The 21094-nt window shown below is 50.1% G+C and carries 19 protein-coding genes and 3 pseudogenes; 13 read left to right on the top strand and 9 right to left on the bottom strand.

The window, feature by feature from the left end:
* Nucleotides 1–37 precede the first annotated feature (37 nt).
* Entirely contained in the window at nt 38–2428 is a 2391-nt protein-coding gene (locus LZU96_RS23365) for a heavy metal translocating P-type ATPase (RefSeq protein WP_233988975.1), read from the bottom strand.
* Nucleotides 2429–2747: 319 nt separating this feature from the next.
* On the opposite strand from LZU96_RS23365, the gene cadR reads away from it, so the two are divergent.
* The 4 genes from cadR to arsC all read left to right on the top strand — a co-directional run bounded on the left by cadR (nt 2748) and on the right by arsC (nt 5681).
* Complete coding sequence (cadR, locus tag LZU96_RS23370) at nt 2748–3206, top strand: Cd(II)/Pb(II)-responsive transcriptional regulator (protein ID WP_233988976.1); 459 nt, start codon at nt 2748–2750, stop codon at nt 3204–3206.
* 263 nt (nt 3207–3469) lie between these two features.
* The gene (locus LZU96_RS23375) at nt 3470–3823 is read left to right on the top strand and encodes a metalloregulator ArsR/SmtB family transcription factor (protein ID WP_233988977.1); all 354 of its coding nucleotides are present in this window, start codon (nt 3470–3472) and stop codon (nt 3821–3823) included.
* A 96-nt stretch (nt 3824–3919) separates the two neighbouring features.
* Nucleotides 3920–5203 (top strand): arsenic transporter, encoded by a 1284-nt coding sequence (locus LZU96_RS23380; protein WP_233988978.1) that lies wholly within the window; start codon nt 3920–3922, stop codon nt 5201–5203.
* A 49-nt stretch (nt 5204–5252) separates the two neighbouring features.
* Nucleotides 5253–5681, top strand: coding sequence for a glutaredoxin-dependent arsenate reductase (gene arsC, locus LZU96_RS23385; protein WP_233988979.1), 429 nt, complete (start codon nt 5253–5255; stop codon nt 5679–5681).
* Between the two features lie 63 nt (nt 5682–5744).
* On the opposite strand, the gene arsH is transcribed toward arsC, so the two are convergent.
* Genes arsH through LZU96_RS23405 form a run of 4 tightly spaced genes read right to left on the bottom strand, consistent with a single transcriptional unit; the run spans nt 5745 to nt 8604 of the window.
* A complete protein-coding gene (arsH, locus tag LZU96_RS23390) occupies nt 5745–6467 on the bottom strand; it encodes an arsenical resistance protein ArsH (protein ID WP_376751057.1) in 723 nt (240 codons plus the stop codon).
* The gene (locus tag LZU96_RS23395) at nt 6464–6799 is read right to left on the bottom strand and encodes an ArsR/SmtB family transcription factor (RefSeq protein ID WP_233988980.1); all 336 of its coding nucleotides are present in this window, start codon (nt 6797–6799) and stop codon (nt 6464–6466) included. Before LZU96_RS23395 ends, arsH begins: the two co-directional genes overlap by 4 nt.
* A gap of 48 nt (nt 6800–6847) precedes the next feature.
* A complete protein-coding gene (locus tag LZU96_RS23400; RefSeq protein ID WP_233988981.1) occupies nt 6848–8080 on the bottom strand; it encodes an MFS transporter in 1233 nt (410 codons plus the stop codon).
* Nucleotides 8077–8604: a GNAT family N-acetyltransferase gene (locus LZU96_RS23405; protein WP_233988982.1), complete on the bottom strand. Its 528-nt coding sequence runs from the start codon at nt 8602–8604 to the stop codon at nt 8077–8079. The genes LZU96_RS23400 and LZU96_RS23405 overlap by 4 nt, the downstream gene beginning before the upstream one ends.
* 98 nt (nt 8605–8702) lie before the next feature.
* Between LZU96_RS23405 and LZU96_RS23410 the strand changes: the two genes are divergently transcribed.
* The 6 genes and pseudogenes from LZU96_RS23410 to umuC (LZU96_RS23430) form a co-directional block, all read left to right on the top strand.
* A complete protein-coding gene (locus tag LZU96_RS23410; protein ID WP_233988983.1) occupies nt 8703–9611 on the top strand; it encodes a LysR family transcriptional regulator in 909 nt (302 codons plus the stop codon).
* 185 nt (nt 9612–9796) lie between these two features.
* Nucleotides 9797–10237, top strand: a complete 441-nt coding sequence (gene umuD / locus LZU96_RS23415; RefSeq protein WP_233988984.1) for a translesion error-prone DNA polymerase V autoproteolytic subunit — start codon at nt 9797–9799, stop codon at nt 10235–10237.
* Nucleotides 10238–10278: 41 nt separating this feature from the next.
* Nucleotides 10279–10380: pseudogene (locus tag LZU96_RS23550) on the top strand (hypothetical protein); the annotation flags it as partial.
* 319 nt (nt 10381–10699) lie between these two features.
* Nucleotides 10700–11397, top strand: a protein-coding gene (locus LZU96_RS23420; RefSeq protein ID WP_233987823.1) for an IS1-like element IS1A family transposase whose coding sequence is annotated in 2 segments (ribosomal slippage) — nt 10700–10949 and nt 10949–11397 — 699 coding nt in all. Because the reading frame shifts where the segments join, the coding sequence is not laid out codon by codon here.
* A 111-nt stretch (nt 11398–11508) separates the two neighbouring features.
* Nucleotides 11509–12687 (top strand): annotated as a pseudogene (gene umuC / locus LZU96_RS23425) (translesion error-prone DNA polymerase V subunit UmuC); the annotation flags it as partial.
* 31 nt (nt 12688–12718) lie between these two features.
* A pseudogene (gene umuC / locus LZU96_RS23430) lies at nt 12719–13774 on the top strand (translesion error-prone DNA polymerase V subunit UmuC); the annotation flags it as partial.
* Between the two features lie 435 nt (nt 13775–14209).
* Here umuC (LZU96_RS23430) and LZU96_RS23435 read toward each other — a convergent pair.
* Nucleotides 14210–15004: a ParA family protein gene (locus LZU96_RS23435; protein WP_233988986.1), complete on the bottom strand. Its 795-nt coding sequence runs from the start codon at nt 15002–15004 to the stop codon at nt 14210–14212.
* Between the two features lie 326 nt (nt 15005–15330).
* On the opposite strand from LZU96_RS23435, the gene LZU96_RS23440 reads away from it, so the two are divergent.
* Nucleotides 15331–15912 carry a DUF2726 domain-containing protein gene (locus LZU96_RS23440; RefSeq protein ID WP_233988987.1) on the top strand — a complete coding sequence of 194 codons (582 nt, stop codon included), beginning with the start codon at nt 15331–15333 and terminating at the stop codon, nt 15910–15912.
* A 2-nt stretch (nt 15913–15914) separates the two neighbouring features.
* Here LZU96_RS23440 and LZU96_RS23445 read toward each other — a convergent pair whose 3' ends face one another.
* Nucleotides 15915–16157: a hypothetical protein gene (locus LZU96_RS23445; protein WP_233988988.1), complete on the bottom strand. Its 243-nt coding sequence runs from the start codon at nt 16155–16157 to the stop codon at nt 15915–15917.
* A 299-nt stretch (nt 16158–16456) separates the two neighbouring features.
* On the opposite strand from LZU96_RS23445, the gene LZU96_RS23450 reads away from it, so the two are divergent.
* The gene (locus LZU96_RS23450) at nt 16457–18025 is read left to right on the top strand and encodes a hypothetical protein (RefSeq protein WP_233988989.1); all 1569 of its coding nucleotides are present in this window, start codon (nt 16457–16459) and stop codon (nt 18023–18025) included.
* Nucleotides 18026–18186: 161 nt separating this feature from the next.
* Here the strand turns inward: LZU96_RS23450 and LZU96_RS23455 are convergent, their stop codons facing one another.
* Together LZU96_RS23455 and LZU96_RS23460 are read right to left on the bottom strand one after the other, a co-directional pair.
* On the bottom strand, nt 18187–18873 hold the full coding sequence (locus LZU96_RS23455) for a hypothetical protein (protein WP_233988990.1): 687 nt from the start codon (nt 18871–18873) through the stop codon (nt 18187–18189).
* Complete coding sequence (locus tag LZU96_RS23460) at nt 18866–20050, bottom strand: ATP-binding protein (protein WP_233988991.1); 1185 nt, start codon at nt 20048–20050, stop codon at nt 18866–18868. The genes LZU96_RS23455 and LZU96_RS23460 overlap by 8 nt, the downstream gene beginning before the upstream one ends.
* Before the next feature lie 362 nt (nt 20051–20412).
* Here LZU96_RS23460 and LZU96_RS23465 point away from each other — a divergent pair, with 362 nt between their 5' ends.
* Nucleotides 20413–21006, top strand: coding sequence for a recombinase family protein (locus tag LZU96_RS23465; protein WP_084886268.1), 594 nt, complete (start codon nt 20413–20415; stop codon nt 21004–21006).
* Nucleotides 21007–21094 lie beyond the last annotated feature (88 nt).

Raw genomic sequence — 21094 nt, forward strand, 5'->3', positions numbered from 1 at the left:
CAGGTGCCTGTCTTTACCGGAAGAGCAGCCAGGCAGGTTACTTACGCAACAGGCGCAGACCGTTTGCCACGACAAGCAGGCTTGCCCCCACATCCGCGAATACGGCCATCCACATGGTCCCCATACCGGCAATGGTCAGGGCCAGGAATACTGCCTTGATCCCAATAGCCATAACGATATTCTGAACCAGAATGTTATACGTCTGCCGGGAGAGTCGGACAAAAGCCGGAATTTTACGCAAATCGTCATCCATGAGGGCCACATCGGCAGTCTCGATGGCGGTATCCGTGCCCATTGCACCCATGGCAAAGCCGATATCGGCGCGGGCCAGCGCCGGTGCATCATTGATGCCGTCGCCTACCATGCCGGTCGTGCCCTGCGCCGTAAATGTTTCTACAGCACGCAGTTTATCTTCCGGCAGTTGATCCCCCCGCGCCTCATCAATGCCAACCTGACCGGCAATGGCCTGCGCCGTGTGCGCATTGTCTCCGGTCAGCATGAGCGTTTTGACACTCAGACTATGCAACTGACTTATCGCCTCGCGGCTGCTTTCCTTCACCGTATCAGCCACCGCAAACAGCCCAAGCACCTGATGAATGTCACAGAGCATGATGACCGTTTTACCCCCGGTCTCCAGTTCCGTTAGTGCAGCCCTGACCGCTTCCGGGCAGCGCACCGTTTCTTCAGCCAGCCTCAGATTGCCCAGACTGTAGGTTTGACCGTTGATGACGCCACGCACGCCGCGACCTGGCAGAGCCTCAAAGCTTTCCACTTCATAACGCTGAATGCAATCTGATGCCGCCGATACAGCCTGCGAAACCGGATGATCGGAGTAACCTGCCAGGCTCACAGCCAGCTTGCGCCCCTCGTCTTCTGCCACCCCGGTATAGATAATCGCATCCGTCTGTACCGGCTTACCGTGCGTCAGGGTGCCGGTCTTGTCTAGCGCCAGCCACTTCAGCTTTCGGCCCTCTTCAAGATAAACGCCGCCCTTGATCAATATCCCCCGGCGAGCTGCTGCCGTCAGGCCGCTGACAATGGTCACTGGCGTGGAAATGACGAGCGCACAAGGGCAGGCAATAACCAGCATCACCAGCGCCTTGTAAATCCACTCCTGCCAGCTTTCACCTGCAATCAGCGGCGGGAGAACGGCAACTGCGACGGCAATAGCAAACACCACAGGGGTATAAATTTGCGCAAAGCGATCAACAAAGCGCTGCGTAGGGGCTTTTGCCCCCTGCGCTTCCTCCACGGCATGAATGATACGCGCAAGCGTGGTATTTCCGGCAGCGGCCGTTACCCGGTACTCAAAGCCACCGGATCCGTTGACCGTCCCGGCGAAGACCGGGTCGCCTTCCCCTTTATCCACCGGCAGGCTTTCGCCGGTAATAGGTGCCTGATTAATGGCGGTCCTTCCCCGAACCACCGTGCCGTCGAGGGCGATACGCTCGCCCGGTTTTACCCTGACCACGCTGTTAAGGGATACAGACCTGGCCTCAGTTTCTTTCCAGGAGCCGTCCGGCTGCTGAACCGTAGCCGTTTCAGGCGTCAGTTTCATCAGAGAGCCGATGGCATTGCGGGCGCGATCAAGAGACTTTGCTTCAATCAGTTCCGCAATCGTGAACAGCACCATTACCATGGCGGCTTCAGGCCACTGTCCGAGCGCCAGCGCCCCGGTGACGGCAATACTCATCAGGGCGTTGATATTCAGGTTGCCGTTGCGAAGTGCAATCCAGCCTTTTTTGTATGTGGACAGGCCACAGGCCGCAACGGCAGCCAGAGCAAGAGCCGCTTCCAGCCATTCCGGCATACCCGTCCAGTGCATGGCTTCGGCGGCGATTGCCGCCACACCGGCCAGCGCCAGCGGCCACCAGGTTTTTTTCTTTTCCTCCGTGACCACGTGTCGGCCACTGCTGTCAGGGAGTTCAGGCTCAAAGCCCAGCGAACGAATGGCGGCCAGAACGGGCTCGAGCGCATCCGGTGCGTGAACCACCGTCAGTACGCGCTGCATAAGGTTAAAATCCAGTTCCTTCACGGCTGACATGCCGTCCAGCTTTTTACGGATCATGCCCTCTTCAACCGGGCAGTCCATCTGCATGATCCTGATACTGGTACGCACCCCGTCAGCGGTCACCTGCTGGGTCTGCAGCTCACCGAATGTGACAGGAGCAGGCGCGCAGCAGGAACCGCCGGTGCTTTCCGCCTCACGGCCTGAACAGCAGTTGCCTTCAGGCTGCATTGCTTTATCAATCGGTTCCGGGTCAAAACCCAGCGAGCGCACCGCCTGCAGAACCGGCCCCAGCGCCTGCGGCGTATGGGTCACGGTGAGCACCCTCTGCATCAGATTGAAGTCAAGATTGCTGACGGCAGGTAATTTTGCCAGTTTTTTGCGGAGCAGCGTCTCCTCCGTCGGGCAGTCCATCTGCATGATGCGCAGACGCGTCTGAACTTCATCGTTGCGGATATGCTCTGTAACCGGTTCGGATGGCTGACTCAGGCTGTCCGGTGAGCAGCAGCTCCCGGTGCTGCAACAGGCCGGTGTGGCTTCAGCCGTTTTTTGTAGCGTTTTACCGGATTCCTCTGCCGGGGCAGCAACATTTTTTTTAACGGACGCCTCTTCTCCGGTTGCGGCTGAACCACATTTTTTATTACTGCAGCAGTCACTCATGTCTTTATCCCGTTCATAACGTATACTGGCATTAAAGACCCTGATGTAACTACAGGGTCAAGATCAGATGAGAGGAATTATGAAAATTGGCGAACTGGCCCGACTGGCCGGATGTCCGGTAGAAACGGTGCGTTATTACGAGCGTGAGGGCCTGCTGCAGGCCGCGTTGCGGGATCAGACTAATAACTACCGCCATTATGATAGTGCGCATCTGGAAAGACTGATGTTTATCCGGCGCTGTCGGGCGCTGGATATGACCCATGAAGAAATCCGGGTGCTGCTGCAGGCGCGAAGCCAGCCTGACGCAGACTGCGGTAAGGTTAATGCCCTGATAAATGAACATCTGAACCACGTTCAGGCCCGTATTCGTGAACTGAATATGCTGGAAAAGCAACTGTTTGAGCTCCGGAGCCACTGCAATGCCAACCGGGCAACACGGGACTGCGGTATTCTGCGCGAACTGGAGCAGGCAGAAGAGCCTGAGGATATCGTGCCGGTTATCACTGCAGGTCATCTGGCCGGAAGCCACTCTTACTGATGCTGCTTTCTGCTGTAAGTAGAACGGTTCACTAAAGCAACAGGCCTTTTTTTGTGATGTTACTTCGTCATGCCCGGCCATTCAGGTTGCTGAAAGTATGCTGCCGTTAAAATCTGTGTGACATCGTTTAACCGCTATTCCCTCATTAAGCTGTACAGAAAAGCCTGTAAGCACGTCACAACATATATGAATTTATAAATATAAAATTGACCTTTCGTCTGCAGAAGACGAGACTTGTTGCTGTCCGCCACGAAGGAGAAATTATGCCGTCACTTCTGCCCCTGCAACTTTTTAAGAATCTTTCTGACGAAACCCGGCTCAGCCTGGTGCTGTTGTTGCGCGAAAAAGGGGAGCTCTGCGTCTGCGAGCTTGTATCTATCCTGAAAGAAACACAGCCAAAAATATCGCGGCACCTGGCCCTGCTCAGAGAGAGTGGACTGCTTATCGACAGGCGCGACGGCAAGTGGATCCATTACCGGTTATCGCCACACATGCCTGCGTGGGCAGCAGCGGTCATTGAGCAGGCATATCTGTGTCAGCGGGATGAAATTCTTCATCTCAGTCAACAGGCTGAGCGTGATAACGCAACCATCAACGGCAAAGCTGTCTGCATGTAAAAATTTTATCTAAACACATTCGATTAAACGCATATATTTACAGGGTACACTTAGCAGCCCGCTTTAACGGGCACGTATAATTAAGAAGGAGAGAGTATGTTTCTGGCGGGTGCGATTTTTATCCTGACCCTGATACTGGTGATCTGGCAGCCGAAAGGGCTCAGCATTGGCTGGAGTGCCGTTATCGGCGCCGCACTGGCGCTGCTGACCGGCGTGGTACACATCGGGGACATTCCTGTGGTCTGGCAGATTGTCTGGAACGCCACGGCCACGTTTATTGCGGTCATCATTATCAGCCTGCTGCTTGATGAGTCCGGCTTTTTTGAGTGGGCCGCGCTGCACGTTTCACGCTGGGGCGGCGGCAGGGGCCGGTTGCTGTTCACGTATATCGTTCTGCTGGGTGCGGCGGTAGCCGCCCTGTTCGCCAATGACGGGGCAGCGCTTATTCTGACGCCGATCGTTATCGCCATGCTGCTGGCGCTGGGCTTCAGCCCGGGCGCCACGCTGGCGTTTGTGATGGCGGCAGGCTTCATCGCCGACACCTCCAGCCTGCCGCTCATCGTGTCGAACCTGGTGAATATCGTCACGGCAGACTTCTTTAAACTGGGTTTCAGCGAGTATGCCTCGGTGATGGTGCCGGTGAATATCGCCTCAGTTGCAGCCACGCTGGTCATGCTGCACCTGTTTTTTCGCAGGGACATCCCGGCCACTTACGACCTGGCGAAACTGAAGGCGCCGCGTGAGGCCATCCGCGATGCGCGCACCTTCAGAACCGGCTGGATTGTTCTCATCCTGCTACTGGTCGGCTTTTTCGCTCTTGAACCGCTCGGCGTACCGGTCAGCCTGGTGGCAGCGGTGGCGGCGTGTATTCTCTGGCTGGTTGCCCGGAAAGGACACGTGATTGATACCGGCAAGGTGCTGAAAGGCGCGCCCTGGCAGATTGTTATCTTCTCGCTGGGCATGTATCTGGTGGTGTACGGTCTTCGTAACGCCGGCCTGACTGATTACCTTTCTGCCGCCCTGAACCGGTTTGCAGAGCATGGCGTCTGGGGCGCAACGCTCGGCACCGGTTTCCTGACGGCGGCGCTCTCTTCTGTCATGAACAACATGCCTACCGTGCTCGTTGGTGCGCTTTCGATTGACGGCAGCACCGCACAGGGCGTGGTGAAGGAGGCGATGATTTACGCCAACGTCATCGGCTGCGACCTCGGCCCGAAAATCACCCCCATCGGCAGCCTCGCTACCCTGCTGTGGCTGCACGTACTGGCGCAAAAAAACATTACTGTCAGCTGGAGCTACTACTTCCGCGTGGGCATCGTGATGACCCTGCCGGTACTTTTTGTGACGCTGGCCGCGCTGGCCCTGCGCCTGTCTGTTTAACCTTAACCCCGGTGTTGCGACTGTGCAGCGCCTTTACGGAGTACCGCTTATGACTGACATCACCATTTATCACAACCCGGCGTGCGGGACGTCCCGCAACACCCTGGCGCTTATCCGCAACAGCGGCACCGAACCCAAGGTTATTCTGTATCTGGAAACGCCACCGTCGCGCGACGAGCTGAAAAAACTGATTGCGGACATGGGCATCAGCGTGCGCGCTCTGCTGAGAAAAAATACGGAGCCGTATGAGCAGCTCGGGCTGGCAGAAGACCGGTTTAGCGATGACGAGCTACTGGAAGCCATGCTGGCTCATCCAATCCTTATTAATCGCCCGGTGGTGGTGACGCCGCTCGGAACGAAGCTCTGCCGCCCCTCTGAAGTAGTTCTGGATATACTGCCAGACCCGCAGCAGGGCGCGTTCACCAAAGAGGATGGCGAAGCAGTCATTGATGAGCACGGTCACCGCGTCAGCCACTGATTTTTCCCCAGGTGGCATATATAACGAGTGTGAAAAACAAAAGCCGGCATCTGCCGGCTTTTTTTATATGCTGCGTTGGTTGACCCGCTCTGAGAGCTGAGCGGCACTCTCTTTCCTTTCACTGTAGCGGTCGGTCAGGCAGTTGCTTCGCCCGCGCGTCAGCAGGGTGAACTTCATCAGTTCCTCCATGACGTCCACGATGCGGTCGTAATACGAAGAAGGCTTCATGCGGCCGTCCTCATCAAACTCGGCCCAGGCTTTCGCCACGGATGACTGGTTCGGGATAGTGATCATGCGCATCCAGCGCCCAAGAATGCGCATCTGATTTACGGCGTTGAAGGACTGTGAGCCGCCGCTGACCTGCATCACCGCAAGGGTTTTTCCCTGTGACGGCCGGACCGCACCGGACGTCAGCGGTATCCAGTCAATCTGCGTCTTCATGATGCCGGTCATGGCACCGTGACGCTCCGGCGAGCACCAGACCATGCCTTCTGACCAGAGTACCAGCTCGCGGAGCTCTGCAACCTTCGGGTGCGTCTCCGGGGCGTCATCCGGCAGCGGCAGGCCGGACGGATTGAATATTTTAACCTCCGCGCCCATGGCCGTCAGCAGCCGGGCGGCCTCCTCCGTGGCGAGACGGCTGTAAGAGCGCTCACGCAGCGAGCCGTAGAGCATCAGGATGCGGGGCGGGTGTGCCACCTCTGCTGCCTTCAGCTTTTCTTCCGTCAGCGGTGCATCCAGGAGCGTCGGATCGATATTGTCCAGGGCATCATTCACGTTATTCACAATAGGGTCTCTTTATGGGTAATTGCGGTGGACAGGCTGCAGTCGCTGCCGCCGGCGCAGCACTCTTCAGTCAGAAAAGCCATCAGCTGCTCAAGCTGCGAATAACAGGGCCTGCAGAACAGGGTTCGGCTCTGCCGTTCCTGACTTATGAGGCCAGCGGACATCAGCGCAGAAAGATGATGGCTGAGCGTGGAGGCCGGAATAGCCAGTCTTTTCTGGATGTCACCCACGGGCAGACCGTCATGACCCGCCCTGACCAGCTCCCGGTATATGTTGAGACGGGTCGGGTGGCCCAGCTCCCGAAGTGCGTTTGCTGCGGTATGTAAATCCATGCGACCTCCTTTAACTATAATTCCAGAATAATGGAAGTACAGGAACCGTCAAACATTTTTTCCGGGAAGGGGTGACGCTTTCTCATCCCGTCTCTGCACAACAGAGTCGGAATGACGTTGCCAGAGCACCACAGAAATCGCCGTAATGAACAGGGTCAGAATGGCGGAAACTAGCAGCGTGCCGGATATACCGCACCGTTCCAGCAGCATGGCATACGCAGACGGAGCCAGTGCCGCGAGAAAAAATCCTGGTGACAACAGTACGCCTGTTTTGCGGGCGTACTGTTGCGGATTAAACAGCACAAGAGGAAGTACGGCCTTCACGACCGTGTTCAGCCCGTTCACAGCCCCATAGCCCAGAACGAAGAAGGCTGTAGCCACAGGATTAATGTTCCCTGCAAGGCCGGTCAGAAAACAGAGGGGCAGCAGAATACCGGTAATAAGGTTCAGACGTAGCGCGGAGATTCGTGCACCGGAAGCCACATCCAGCAGACGGGCACCTACCTGCCCCACTCCCCACAGCATGCCAGCCAGAGCCGGCATGTCATAAACGGCCAGTATCCGGGGAAAATGCGTGGACACCCCAGTGGAGACAAAGCTAATCAACGCTATCAGCGTGGCATACAACAGACCGCTGATGAGTGCTTTTCTGTCCTCTGGTGTTGCTGTTTCGTCAGCCGAAGGGCCTGATCGCCCTGTTACGGGAAGTTTTATCCGACGGCCTGCCGGAACGGCGGTCAGAAAAAGCAGGCTCAGCAGTCCCGCACAGCCATAAATGAAGACGGCATGCCGCCAGTCGGTGACGTGTAACAGCGCCGCGCCGGCAGGCCAGAAGGCGGCCGACGCGAGACCGCCCAGCAGGGTGACCAGAGAGATTGCCCTGCGAGCCTCTGCGCCTGCGGTTTCCACAAGCAGGGCAAACGCGGCGTCATACAGGGCAAGCCGCATACCCGCTCCTGTCAGGATCCAGACGGCAACCCACGCCAATGTTGAATAGGTAAACGCCATCAGAAAACACCCGATGGTTATGGCGAAAGTCCCCGCCATCATCAGCGTGCGCCCGCCGGTACGGGCCATTAGGGGACCGATCAGCGGTGAAACCAGCCCCATAACAAGCATGGCAACGGTCAGGCCGGAGAATATCACACCGGGAGACCAGCCTGTTTCCGCCATGATGGCGGTTCCGAAGACACCCGGCATGTAGAACGTAATACCCCAGTTGATAAGCTGCGTCATGCCTATGCAGAAAATGGTGCGGCCTGTCAGATGTCCGGCTGTCAATCTGTGTTATCCGGAAGCGTGGCGTCGCCCTGCCCGAGCATACGCTGCAGGATAATCGTATCGAGCCAGCGCCCGTGCTTGAATCCTACAGATCTGAGCGTACCGGTGATGCTGAACCCTGCAGCGCGGTGAAGAGCAAGGGAGGCGGTATTTTCACTGTTTCCCACCACGGCTACGAGCTGACGAAAGCCACGCGCTTCTGCCCATGCTACCGCACGAGATAACAGCATTTTTCCAATGCCTCGCCCCTGATACGTGGCGTCAATATATACAGAGTCTTCCAGGGTGAAGCGATAGGCGCACCGTTCCCGGTAAAGAGACAGATAGCAGTACCCCCGGACAATTCCACCCTCAACCGCCACCAACCAGGGCAGACCTGCTGCATGTACTTTTTTCAGTCGGGCTGCCATTTCAGCCTCACCCGGCGGTTCGGTTTCAAAAGTGGCGGTGCCATGCAATACGTGATAAGCATAAATCTGTTGTATGGCGGGAATATGTCGTTCATCTGCTTCGGTTATTTCCATCAGTACAGCTCCTTTTCCGGCCAGAAACAGAGACTAACCCGGATGAATCATTTCAGACAGGCAGCAGAACTTATCAGCGGCATAAGGAAAACTTTGGCATGGCAACCCTGAACCTCGATCATCTGGCTACCTTCAGGCTGGTCATCAGCCGGGGCAGTTTCTCGGGGGCGGCAGAAGTACTCGGCCTGTCGCAGCCGGCAGTGAGCCTGCAGATAAGACAGCTGGAGCAGATGCTTCAGGTCCGGCTCATTGAGCGAACCAGCCGGGGAGTAAGGCCTACCCCTGCAGGGATGACTCTTGCTGAGCACTGCATGAAAATTGATGCTGTGGTAAGTACAGCAGTTGAATCGGTGTCCCTGCATTCAGACGAGATTACCGGCACCGTTACTGTCGGCACAGGCGCAACAGTCTGTATCCATCTGCTGCCTCCCTTACTGCAGCAACTGCGACAGATCCATCCCTTGCTGAAGGTGGATGTACGCACAGGCAATACTTCCGATATTGTGCGGGGAGTGGAGGAAAACAGGATAGATATTGGTCTGGTAACGCTGCCGGCAGCCGGTAAATGCCTGAGCGTCAGCCCGCTGGGTACGGATGAGTTTGTTGTCATAATGGAAAAGGATACCTCAGAGCAGAGTGCAAAACCGCTGTCTCCCGATGCCCTTTTGCCACTGCCGCTGATTGTATTTGAACCCGGAAGCGGGACACGCTCCCTGATTGACGGATGGTTCAGCGATGCAGGGCATACTGTCAGCCCGGTGATGGAGCTTGGCAGTATTGAAGCCATTAAAAGGATGGTACATGCCGGTCTGGGTTACAGCATTGTTCCCCGAATGTCCGTTGCAAGTCTTGAAGAAAGGCAGGGTCTCAGTCTTTACTCTTTGACGCCCTCGCTTCACCGGACTCTGGGGACGGTCATGCGTGAAGATCGGATTGTCAGTAGGGGCATAAGTGAAGTACTGAACAGACTAAGTAAGATATTCCTGAATAAAAATAAAGTTTTTTAACATGCCCTGACACAGAAAGCCCCGATAGCTGTTTATTTTACGAGCTGTCGTTCCGCTATAAATTCAAATAAATCAATGGTCCGTTATTTTAATGATATTTGTGTCGCCCCATGCTTCTTGCTTCGTCCGTAAAGCCAGACAATACTACTGTAAATAAATACAGCATTTTGACAGGGATTTTTGCTATGTTTCACGCCTTTGAGTTGATGCACCCGACGGATAATCCGCCGCCCAGCTACAGGCCCCTTTTCCTGGAACGCGTACCCTGCGGGTTTCCCTCTCCCTGCCAGGACTATGCGGAGCAGGAACTCGACTTAAACGAATATCTGATAGCCCACAGGGCAAGCACCTTCTTCCTGCGCGCACAGGGCAACAGCATGCAGGACATAGGACTTTACGACGGCGACCTGCTGATAGTCGATCGGGCACTCAGGCCTGAGCACGGCGACGTGGTTATCGCCGTGCTGTACGGCGAATTTACGGTCAAGCGCCTTCTTATTACCCAGAAAGGGCCGGTATTGCAGCCGATGAATCCCGCCTATCCTGTTATTATCCCAGACCCGGATACCCTGGAAATTTTCGGCGTAGTGGCGCACTTCGTGCACACTCCGCGCCAGAGAAACTGATATGTGCGGGTTATCTACACACGGCGGAGATCATGATGTCCATGTTCGGCCTGGCTGACGTTAATTCATTCTATGCCAGCTGCGAGACGCTGTTCCGCCCGGACCTGCGTGGCAGCCCTGTGCTAGTGCTCAGCAACAACGATCTGAGTGGTGAGAAACGTTAGTTAATTTGATGCTGTTCATGTCAGCAGCTCTGGAGTGTTGTTTAGTCTGCTATGAGCGAAAAGCGGACATTTGTAATGTATGCGCTACAGGACAGTTTCATCCAGCCCGCCGCATTAGCCGCCCTGCCGGACGGTTACCTATCAGCTGTCTTAAGAAGATTGTTCATCTTATTATGAATGTCAGCACTGACCCGGGTCAGGTTCGCACCTGAGATTCCGGCCCCTGTTTTGATATAACAGCAGGGTGATGCTGCCAACTTACTGATTTAGTGTATGATGGTGTTTTTGAGGTGCTCCAGTGGCTTCTGTTTCTATCACCTGTCCCTCCTGTTCAGCTACTGACGGGGTGGTGCGTAACGGCAAAAGCACTGCCGGACATCAGCGCTATCTCTGCTCTCACTGCCGTAAAACATGGCAACTGCAGTTCACTTACACCGCTTCTCAACCCGGTACGCACCAGAAAATCATTGATATGGCCATGAATGGCGTTGGATGCCGGGCAACCGCCCGCATTATGGGCGTTGGCCTCAACACGATTTTACGTCACTTAAAAAACTCAGGCCGCAGTCGGTAACCTCGCGCATACAGCCGGGCAGTGACGTCATCGTCTGCGCGGAAATGGACGAACAGTGGGGCTACGTCGGGGCTAAATCGCGCCAGCGCTGGCTGTTTTACGCGTATGACAGGCTCCGGAAGACGGTTGTTGCGCACGTATTCGGTGAACGCACTATGGCGACGCTGGGGCGTCTTATGAGCCTGCTGTCACCCTTTGACGTGGTGATATGGATGACGGATGGCTGGCCGCTGTATGAATCCCGCCTGAAGGGAAAGCTGCACGTAATCAGCAAGCGATATACGCAGCGAATTGAGCGGCATAACCTGAATCTGAGGCAGCACCTGGCACGGCTGGGACGGAAGTCGCTGTCGTTCTCAAAATCGGTGGAGCTGCATGACAAAGTCATCGGGCATTATCTGAACATAAAACACTATCAATAAGTTGGAGTCATTACCAGCCACCGATACAAAACACATAGTAAAAGTTAGTAGTTAAATTCCTATTAAAATAAATAAGTTATTAATGACTAATTGTTAGTTTCATTCAGATACAACGACGGATGCGTCATTGCACGCTCCGCTGGCGCAAAAGCGCTTGGCATCAAAATGGGTGCGCCATGGTTTCAGGTAAAAACACAGGATTATCCGGAAAAGGTGCACGTGTTCAGCTCCAATTACGCGCTTTATCACAGCCTCAGCCAGAGAGTAATGACCGCGCTTGAGGAGATAACGCCACGCGTCGAGCAGTACAGCATTTATGAGATGTTTCTGGATCTCACCGGTATTGACGGCTGTGAGGACTTCGAAACTTTTGGCCGTCGCCTGCGTGCGCATGTGTTTACCACAACGGGTCTCACCGTCGGTATCGGCATGGGGCCGACCAAAACACTGGCAAAATCGGCCCAGTGGGCGGGCAAGGAGTGGAAGCAGTTTCGCGGCGTACTGGCGCTTACGCCAGGTAATCCGAAACGTACTGAAACCCTGCTGGCTAACCAGCCCGTTGAGGAAATATGGGGCGTGGGACGGCGTATCGGTAAACGACTCAACCTTATGGGCATCGAAACTGCTCTGCAGCTATCACGGGCGCGTCCGAAATTCATTCGAGATAACTTTTCCGTGGTGCTGGAGCGCACCGTACGCGAGCTGAACGGTGAATCATGTATTCCGCTCGAAGAGCTGCCACCGGCAAAACAGCAGATTGTCTGTAGCCGCAGCTTCGGCGAGCGAATTACCTCAAAAGTCGCTATGCAGCAGGCGCTGTGTCAGTACGCTGCGCGCGCAGCGGAAAAACTGCGCGGGGAACGTCAGTACTGTCGCAACATCGGCGTATTTATCCGGACGTCGCCACACGCAAACGGTGAGGTTTTTTACGGGAACAGCGCCGGTGAGAAACTGACGCTGCCAACACAGGACACGCGTGACATTATTGAATCTGCGATGCGATCACTTGACCGTATCTGGCTTGAGGGTCGAAGGTACATGAAAGCAGGTATCATGCTTGATAACTTCACTCCAAACGGTATAAGCCAGCTCAATCTGTTTGAAGATAACCAGCCGCGGGCCAACAGCGCACAGCTGATGAAGGTACTGGATGATATCAACCAGTCCGGAATGGGAAATGTATGGTTTGCGGGCCAGGGCATTAATACCGAATGGAAAATGAAACGTGAAATGCTAAGCCCTGCCTGGACCACGCGCTGGTCTGACATACCTAAAGCGCGCGTGCTTTGAGTCGGTTACTAATTAAGCTGTTGAAATTGTATTCCACATAAACCACTCAATGAGCACGAGGGTGATGTCCTGCATCGAGGAAGTTGTGCCGCGTCTGGAGGTATATTCAGTGGATGAGGGGTTCTGCGACTGCCGCGGCATGGAAATGGCCATGCCCTATGAGGATTTTGGCCGCATGATCCGCAACCATGTCAAAACCTGCACCGGGCTGACTGTCGGCGTCGGCCTGGGGCCGACGAAGACGCTGGCGAAGTCAGCGCAGTGGGCCGGAAAGGAATGGCCGCAGTTTCGCGGGGTGCTGGCGCTCACGCCGGGCAACCCCAGGCGGACAGAGACGCTGCTTTCACGCCAGCCCGTGGGTGAACTCTGGGGCGTAGGCTCCAGGCTTGAAAAGCGCCTGCAGCTGCTTGGCGTGACAACTGCGCTCGATCTGGCCCGCTCCTCCCCAACCTTTATCCGTAAAAATTTTGGCGTTGTGCTGGAGCGTACTGTACGCGAGCTTAACGGCGAGTCCTGTATCCCGATGGAGGATGCCCCGCCGCCAAAGCAGCAGATTGTCGTGAGCCGCAGCTTCGGCGAGCGCATCACGGAATATGACGCGATGCGACAATCCGTCTGCGCGTATGCTGAACGCGTGGCGGAAAAGCTTCGTGAGGATCGGCAGTTCTGTCACCACATCTCCGTGTTTATCCGCACCTCCCCTTTCGACACCGGACAGCCTGGCTACGGCAACACAGCGTTTGTGAAACTGCGCGTAGGCACGCAGGACACGCGCAACATCATCGAGGCGGCGGTGAAATCCCTGGACGCGATCTGGCGCCCGGGTTTTCGCTATGCGAAAGCCGGCATCATGTTGAGTGAGCTGCGGCCAAACGGCGTGGCGCAGCTTAACCTGTTTGACGATGAAGTGCCGCGCGCCGGCAGTGAAGCGCTGATGAGCCTGATGGATTCGATGAACCGCTCCGGGCGCTACAGCATAGGCTTTGCGGGGAAAGGTATCGACCCTGACTGGAAGATGAAGCGGGAGATGCTGAGTAAAGCATGGACGACAAACTGGAAAGAATTACCGATCGCAAAATTAATCTGACATCCAGCTGCAGGGCTGCTTACAACGCGTTATTGTATATACAAATATATATATAAAAGCCTGAGAACAATCAGCATATTCATAACCCATCAATACAATAATGCCTATACAAATGTATAGGCATTACGCTCTAATTATGTATATACAAAAGCATATTCATACGTATATGCATTAAGCTTGTATTATGTAAATACAAATCAAGTGTTTTCAACGAGAAGCTGAGCCAGCTTATCGATCAACTTATCATCTTCTATATAGCAGGCGGCCCGGACTACACGCGATCGCGTTATGTTTTTGTTAGGCAGCCTTTCCTGTATTCTTTCAACAAGAATGGATAGCGCATCGTCATCCAGGCCAGTAAGGCGAAGGTTCATCTGCTTTCCGGTTGTGATATTTCTGCGTTCAGTAACGCGCGTAACCCCTTTCGCTATACGATCACTTCTTGCCACTTGCGGCCTCCTCAATCTGCTGCAGCAACTCCTGCGTGAAGGCTTTGTAATCCCGGTAAGGGCGTTCATTTCTGGCGAACATCATAACGGGACGATGCACCTCAGTAGCTTGTTTGAAAAGCTCACTCTGCCGTATTTCAGTATTCGCAACTTTATAGCCCGCTTCACTGATATATCCATCAATGGCTTTTTTCATTTTAGAGTGAGACTCGTTAACTTTTGTCTTTACAAGTGTATATACAAAATCGTCATTACGCCTTACCTCACGAACAACCTGAAACAGGTCATCAATGCCTTTTACTGCCCTGCGATCCATATCGACCGGCACAACAATTTTATCTGTTATCAGTAGCGCGTTTTCGATGCTGAGATCGATGGCTGGCCGCAGGTCAATCAGGATAAAGTCATAAACGTTTTTGAGTCTTGCCAGGCCTTCATCCAGAATATTGAGCCGGTGACGGAAACGTTCGGCGCTGCGTGCTTCAACTGCGAGGGTTATATCGGCGGGGATAACATCCAGGTTAGGAATGACGGTTTCCCCGTCGAGGGCGGTATAAACGAGTTTATTGGTGTCGAACTTAGGGTCTTCAAAAAGATCGGTGATTGTATAGTCTTCGTCACCGCGTCCCACGTCGTCACTCAGGTTTCCCTGGTGGTCCAGATCAACCAGTAAGGTCTTATAGCCAGCTGAAGCCAGCGCGCATCCAACCGCAATACAGCTTGTCGTTTTGGCAACACCGCCTTTGCTGTTCGCAAAAGAAATAATGTAGGGCTTCTTCATTTCACACCGCCATGTATATACAAAGGTATATGCATACTACATGCATTCTGCACCATGTCAATGTATACACATAAGCATATACATAGCTGCTTATAAATCATTGCCGGGCACGACACGTTACCTCCCAAAAAATCAATTAAGTATATACTTATGTATATACATATTTTTTTTTAAATTGCTGAATTACCTAATCTTAACTGCTTAACAGTGGTACATAGATTTAGTGGCTTTAGAAGAGAAGGGCAGGGGACGGGCAAGTTTAGTTTGTAAAAATCGCAGGTCTTGTCATGATACCCGGCACTACGTTTAAGGAGGCGATATCGCTCATGGATCTTTTTAGCTGGTTTATGATTGCCGTTGCGGTCGTGATTTTTCTGGCGGTACGAGGTAAGCAGAAACGTAAGAAAGGGCCATACCAGCCAGCACCAACTCAGAAACCGGAGTGGCGGGATAATAGACCAGCGCCTGAATATACGCGGGAAGAAACTACGGCCGAACGACAACTGAACACCGTAAGAAGCAGCGATTTTCACAAGCGTCCTCTGATGAATAAAAGTGAGTACCGTGTATTCTGCAAGCTCGAAAAGCTGCTCTCAGCATCACACCGTGGCTATCGTGTATTCTCTCAGGTATCACTCGGTGAGATTCTGGGGTCAGATGACAAGCAGGCTTATCTGGCGATTAACAGTAAGCGGGCAGATTTCGTGATCATAGACTGGTCAGGGCAGCCAATAGCCGTTGTTGAATATCACGGCAGCGGCCATTATCAGGACGATGCGATTTTACGTGACGCGGTCAAACGTGAAGCATGCAACAGTGCAGGAATAGCATTCATAGAGCTAACTGAAAACTACACTGACGCTGATATTAAGGCCATAAGCGATTACCTGAGAGCAAAAGCTGCCTGATGTCAGTGACACCACCAGTGAAGCCTTCTCTTTTTTTCATCGAGTACGCGCCGCAGCTCCCTGCGGTGCCGCCTCAGTTCCTGATGAAGCGTGCGCTGCTTGATCTTGTGAAAAACCTCATTTCTGACCTCACGTGAACAGTTATCAGCTTCCGCTTCGCAGCGGCTGATTTCCTGTAGTAACCAGTCCATATAAAGGTCAAGCTGTTCACCCTCAACGCCCTGCAGCTGTGTCTGTGAAAACATATAGAAGCTCCCATAACATGGTATCTCTCTCTTTTCAGGATTACCGATTGAGGATTTAATCGGCAGCAAACAATAGACTTTTAGTTTTAGCGATGTTTAAAGGTGTGATTAAGTAGGATAAAACGGCTGTAGAAAAGCTAGTTTTTTTTGCTGAAAAAACTCAATCGCGGCACACAAAACACTGCAAGCTAAAACAAACCAAATTTAATGTTAAAAATCAATGATTAATCTAACCTGTGTTTTTAAGGGACTATGCTGTGTTATGTTTGTAATTATTAATAGCGCAGTGTGACAAACCGATGACCTCAGTCTCCAAGCTACTACACAGACATGGCCCTTGCCTTAGCTCAAAGCTCGCTGAGCTACTTATCACCGACAGAGGTATCTCGCCTGAAAATGCCAGGAAATTGATCTCCAGAGCTGTTCAGTCAGGTGAAATAAGCAGCATAAAAAACATGTTCCCGAAAAGGGAGCATTTCGTATATCTGAAAGAATCATACGGAAGTGAGAGGTTCTGGATAGTCATTACTGACGAGTTAGTAAAAAGCGGATCTTCGATTGGCCTAGCATTAACTGCATTAACAGCTCGGGGTGGAATCATTCCAGTGAACCATTTTGGTGCTGCAAGTGGTTCTCCACTCGCCATGAAAAAAAAGCTTTCTTTTACAGAAGTACTGGGAAAACTTATAAACTTAGGACTATGTGAAAAGACAGATTTAACTGGTATAGGCGAATGTCTAGTTATAAAAGAACGCGATAAAAAGCGTTATGAACACGTTGCAAGGCAGGTAAATGCAAGGCTTGTCACAGAGTCTGTATTTATATCCACAATCGTCCAGTGGGCACAAAATCTTAACTTGGTAAGTTACGATTCGGTCAAAACCAGGTTAAATGATACGCCTTCTATATCTAATTATCAGTTTGATATTACAGCGCCTTCTTACCTTTCACCCCTTCTTACTATTTCTGCTGAAGCAAAGAAACCCGGCTTTTTTGCTTGCGACGTATTGCTCGGTACCACTGTATCTCTTGTTCAGGTACAACCCTTCATAGCTAAATGCAAATCGATATTGTCGTTAAAAAATGTAGGTAGAACTCTTTTCATATTCGCGGCGAGTCAGTTCGAACCACAGGCATTTTCAGAACTAAAGAGACACGGAATCATACCCGCAACTCCCTCAAACTTGTTTGGAGAGGAAGTAGCAAAAAGCTTAAAAGAACTAAACGACTTTCTTGATTATTACTTCATCAAGGATTCACGAGGCATTGAAAAAATAGATTCAATCATGACATGCTTAGCCCAAGTAAAAGGAGCTGCAGCACAGCTACAAGGAGCACTCTTTGAATACCTTGTTGCTGAGGTAGTTAGAGAAGATGGTGGCGATATTGAAATAGGTAGGCTTTGTAAATCCCAAAATGGAAAGTATGCGGATAGTGACGTATGCATTAGAAAAAGGCATAAAGAAATTAGATTCATTGAATGCAAAGGTTATAAACCATACTCAGAGGTAAAACATGAGGATGTAAAAAATTGGGTTAGCAAACAAATACCAGTTTTTAGAGATCAGGGAAAAGTTGATTACCCTAACGCTGAAATTATAGTAGAAATCTGGACGACTGGAAAATTCAGTGAAGAGAGCAGCTTACTACTAGAAAAATGCATTCAAGATAACAACATAAGAAAAAGGTGTGAAATTCGAGTCCTTGAAGCTCACGAAGTACGACAAGAATTTTACAAAACGAAGAACAAAAACCTCATAAATGTTTATGAGAAACATTTCGCCAATACATACTATGAAGAAAAGGAAAAGGATTATTTCCGCAGGCCATCAAGATTAGCAGGCGGTCCAGATGAATATTTTAACTAATTACAGCCAAAATAATTCTCTAAATAGAGTTAGTTACTAGCTGTTATGTTAAAATCAAACTATCTAATTCTTTCACATTTGAATTTATTTTAAAAAATACATATCAGCTCTAAAATTGGCGCTCAAATTACAAGAGCGCCTTGAAAGCCACATTATAATTCTCATTTTTGCTGATGCAAATTAGCCAAGCTGTCTATTGCTCCTTCAATATCAATATGGCCCTTGTCAATTATTAAACCTTCATCGTCATCTTCAATATCATCATCGTCTGGGTTTCCATCGTAAGCATCTTCGTCTTCAACAGGAATGCCTTGTGCTTTATCATTTGTATTTCTTGCAAGCCTATCAAGTTTAAAAAAATCAATGCTGTAACTTCCTTTTTCACTATTATTTTTGACGCTATAAGAAACAAGAATATTTGTTCCTTCCTGTAGGGAAACGTACCTTATATGCTCTTCAAAAACATCAGTATTCGGATGTACAAATTTGTAGTTCTCTGTAGCAAAAGGGTTTGCATTGTTATGAAAACATGGGTTAATAAATTTAACACTCCTACCCTTCATTTTCATATTACATCTTTTACATGATGCCGCCAAGTTATCCATATTGAACATGAAATCTACGTATTTATGCTTAGGGAGAATGTGTTCAATATCAATCACATAATTAAATTCATCAAACATATCTCTTAGGCAATAACAACAAAAATGCTTTTGCCTAACCTTTAAATATTCTTTCACCCTGCTTTTTAAACTTTTCAAACTTTCATCTTTCCATGAATTATGACCCTTTCTGATACATTCATCAATTAACACGGTTTCTTCTGGGGAAAATAAAAAATCAGCCATTTAAATCACCGTGCACTTTTGAAAGTAGCTTAAGCACATCAGCAAGAAAGATAGATTGTTTATTATCAAATGCTGCTTTTTCCATTGCGGAAATTTTTTCATAAGCATCACTGTAATACTCTTTACCCTCTGCGACATCGCGTACTAACTTACTACAGTAATCAGAAAGATACCTGTTCTTGGGCGTCAAAACACCAAAAAGCTCATAATAAACTTGCTCAATGTTATTGTTTTTATTCTTGTGATTCGCTTTATAAATGACACCATCTTCAATATGGAATAAAGAAACTTCGGAGCTTAAAAAGTTAGTTTCCATGGTAATAAAAGGTGAGTGAGTCGCAATAATAACTTTAGTTTTATCATTATAATCCATAAAGGAAACCAGAAATTCAATGTATTTTTTTTGCCACTTAGGATGGAGGCTATTCTCAGGTTCGTCTATTAGTATAACCTTGGGTAGTTTAATTTCACGGTCATCTAAGAAATTATTTAGAAAAAGGCCAGATGAAAGCATATATAGTTCACCTGAACTGGCGTGTTCTATTGGAAAAAAATCACCCGACTTTCTTACAAAAACTCTATTTTCAAAAAGTGGCCTAAAAGAACCTATCCCTAAATTAGCTTTTAATTCATCTTCTTGGCTGAGATGGTCATTTAATGACTGGCTCATATTCTCATAATCGTTATACCCTAAATGGAAATCACGGCTCATGCCTAGATAATTCCCATACTCTTTAACCATGCCGTTAGTTATAGGTCTCTTAAAGGAAGTTGTACTTTTATACCTATTCTTACCATATGCAGAATAAATTAACTCATACGGATTGTAATTTTCATTAGTCCTTGTAATACCATATAATGGCTCTCTCCTGACCACAATATCGTCAGAATAACCAATCATCTTGCATATGCTTAGCAACCTTCTTAAAGAATTATTTCTAATTAGGTTTACGAAGTAATCGCTTATCGATCTTGATAAAAAATCCGAGTTAAATCCATTCCTTGATCTTAGGCGGTAATAATGGGGGCTGTTTTCTTCAACTCTTGGGAATGGGTTGATTAGTGAGTTTGATAAAATTGCAAAGTGATTATCTTTAAAATTCTCATTAAAGAAATTAAGTAAATACCTCGTTTTTCCTTGACCATTGTCACCTAAAATAACATTTATAGTAGCCATATTCATGCCTTTGTCTTATTTTCTTTTTTAATACATAAATCAAATTTTTTGCATATGTGTGAAAAATTATAATCAATTTAACATTAACTGAAGCTTCACTTAAAAGTAAATATTTTTTTAAGACGTCATTAATTTATTTCTCTTGATTCGTTATAAATGAAAGTGAAATAGTTACAACAAAAAAAATAACAACAGTTACTTTATCAACTGTAAATTATTCTAGTTGAAATTTATATTCTTAATAGGCTGTACGTTAACGGTCGTTTTCGGACACCCATCACAGCATATGTACGGAAGTCAGTGTTTTTAAATTCGTACATGCGTTACAATAAGTACACCTATTTAGTACATGTAGTAACCCTATGTCACGAGTTTTTGCTTACTGCAGGGTTTCAACCCTGGAACAGAACACCGAAAACCAGCGTCGAGAGATCGAGGCTGCTGGTTTTGCCATTCGCCCCCAACGTCTGTTAGAGGAATACGTCAGTGGCTCGGTTGCAGCTGCCGAACGCCCCGGATTTATGCGACTACTCGACAGGATGGAAAATGGTGACGTCCTGATTGTGACAAAGCTCGATCGCCTCGGGCGTAATGCAATGGACATCAGAAAAACTGTCGAGCTTCTTGCTGCATCAGAAATTCGTGTGCACTGCCTCGCGCTTGGTGGAGTAGACCTGACCAGTCCGGCCGGCAAAATGACGATGCAGGTGATCTCAGCAGTCGCTGAGTTTGAGCGAGATTTGCTCCTTGAGCGTACCCATGCAGGCATCGCCAGGGCAAAGGCGTCCGGTAAAAGATTTGGCCGTCCTCCTGCGCTTAACGACGAACAAAAGCTTGAAGTTCATGCGCGAATTGATGCAGGCGAAAGCATCAGTGCGATAGCGCGTAAATTTGAAACTACGCGGCAAACCATACTCAGGATTAAAGCGTCCCGGCCTGGCGGAGACGACGCGTAAAACGGAATTCAAAAAACGGAATGGCAGGCGATCAGGATTACCTGATGAGCGCTATCTCGCCACGCCATGACTCAGAGAGGACGCAAAT

Origin of the sequence: Pantoea agglomerans, from assembly GCF_021397715.1 — a bacterium.
In the GTDB taxonomy this organism is placed as follows: Bacteria; Pseudomonadota; Gammaproteobacteria; order Enterobacterales; family Enterobacteriaceae; genus Pantoea; species Pantoea astica.

What these genes read in the sequence shown, in the direction of transcription:
- arsC (WP_233988979.1), top strand. Translation starts at nt 5,253, where the DNA reads ATGACTGACATCACCATTTATCACAACCCGGCGTGCGGGACGTCCCGC.
- umuD (WP_233988984.1), top strand. Translation starts at nt 9,797, where the DNA reads ATGTTTCACGCCTTTGAGTTGATGCACCCGACGGATAATCCGCCGCCC.
- LZU96_RS23395 (WP_233988980.1), bottom strand. Translation starts at nt 6,799, where the DNA reads ATGGATTTACATACCGCAGCAAACGCACTTCGGGAGCTGGGCCACCCG.
- LZU96_RS23380 (WP_233988978.1), top strand. Translation starts at nt 3,920, where the DNA reads ATGTTTCTGGCGGGTGCGATTTTTATCCTGACCCTGATACTGGTGATC.
- LZU96_RS23445 (WP_233988988.1), bottom strand. Translation starts at nt 16,157, where the DNA reads ATGTTTTCACAGACACAGCTGCAGGGCGTTGAGGGTGAACAGCTTGAC.
- LZU96_RS23465 (WP_084886268.1), top strand. Translation starts at nt 20,413, where the DNA reads ATGTCACGAGTTTTTGCTTACTGCAGGGTTTCAACCCTGGAACAGAAC.
- LZU96_RS23405 (WP_233988982.1), bottom strand. Translation starts at nt 8,604, where the DNA reads ATGGAAATAACCGAAGCAGATGAACGACATATTCCCGCCATACAACAG.
- LZU96_RS23460 (WP_233988991.1), bottom strand. Translation starts at nt 20,050, where the DNA reads ATGGCTACTATAAATGTTATTTTAGGTGACAATGGTCAAGGAAAAACG.
- LZU96_RS23455 (WP_233988990.1), bottom strand. Translation starts at nt 18,873, where the DNA reads ATGGCTGATTTTTTATTTTCCCCAGAAGAAACCGTGTTAATTGATGAA.
- LZU96_RS23440 (WP_233988987.1), top strand. Translation starts at nt 15,331, where the DNA reads ATGGATCTTTTTAGCTGGTTTATGATTGCCGTTGCGGTCGTGATTTTT.
- LZU96_RS23365 (WP_233988975.1), bottom strand. Translation starts at nt 2,428, where the DNA reads ATGCAGATGGACTGCCCGACGGAGGAGACGCTGCTCCGCAAAAAACTG.
- cadR (WP_233988976.1), top strand. Translation starts at nt 2,748, where the DNA reads ATGAAAATTGGCGAACTGGCCCGACTGGCCGGATGTCCGGTAGAAACG.
- LZU96_RS23450 (WP_233988989.1), top strand. Translation starts at nt 16,457, where the DNA reads ATGACCTCAGTCTCCAAGCTACTACACAGACATGGCCCTTGCCTTAGC.
- LZU96_RS23435 (WP_233988986.1), bottom strand. Translation starts at nt 15,004, where the DNA reads ATGAAGAAGCCCTACATTATTTCTTTTGCGAACAGCAAAGGCGGTGTT.
- LZU96_RS23410 (WP_233988983.1), top strand. Translation starts at nt 8,703, where the DNA reads ATGGCAACCCTGAACCTCGATCATCTGGCTACCTTCAGGCTGGTCATC.
- LZU96_RS23375 (WP_233988977.1), top strand. Translation starts at nt 3,470, where the DNA reads ATGCCGTCACTTCTGCCCCTGCAACTTTTTAAGAATCTTTCTGACGAA.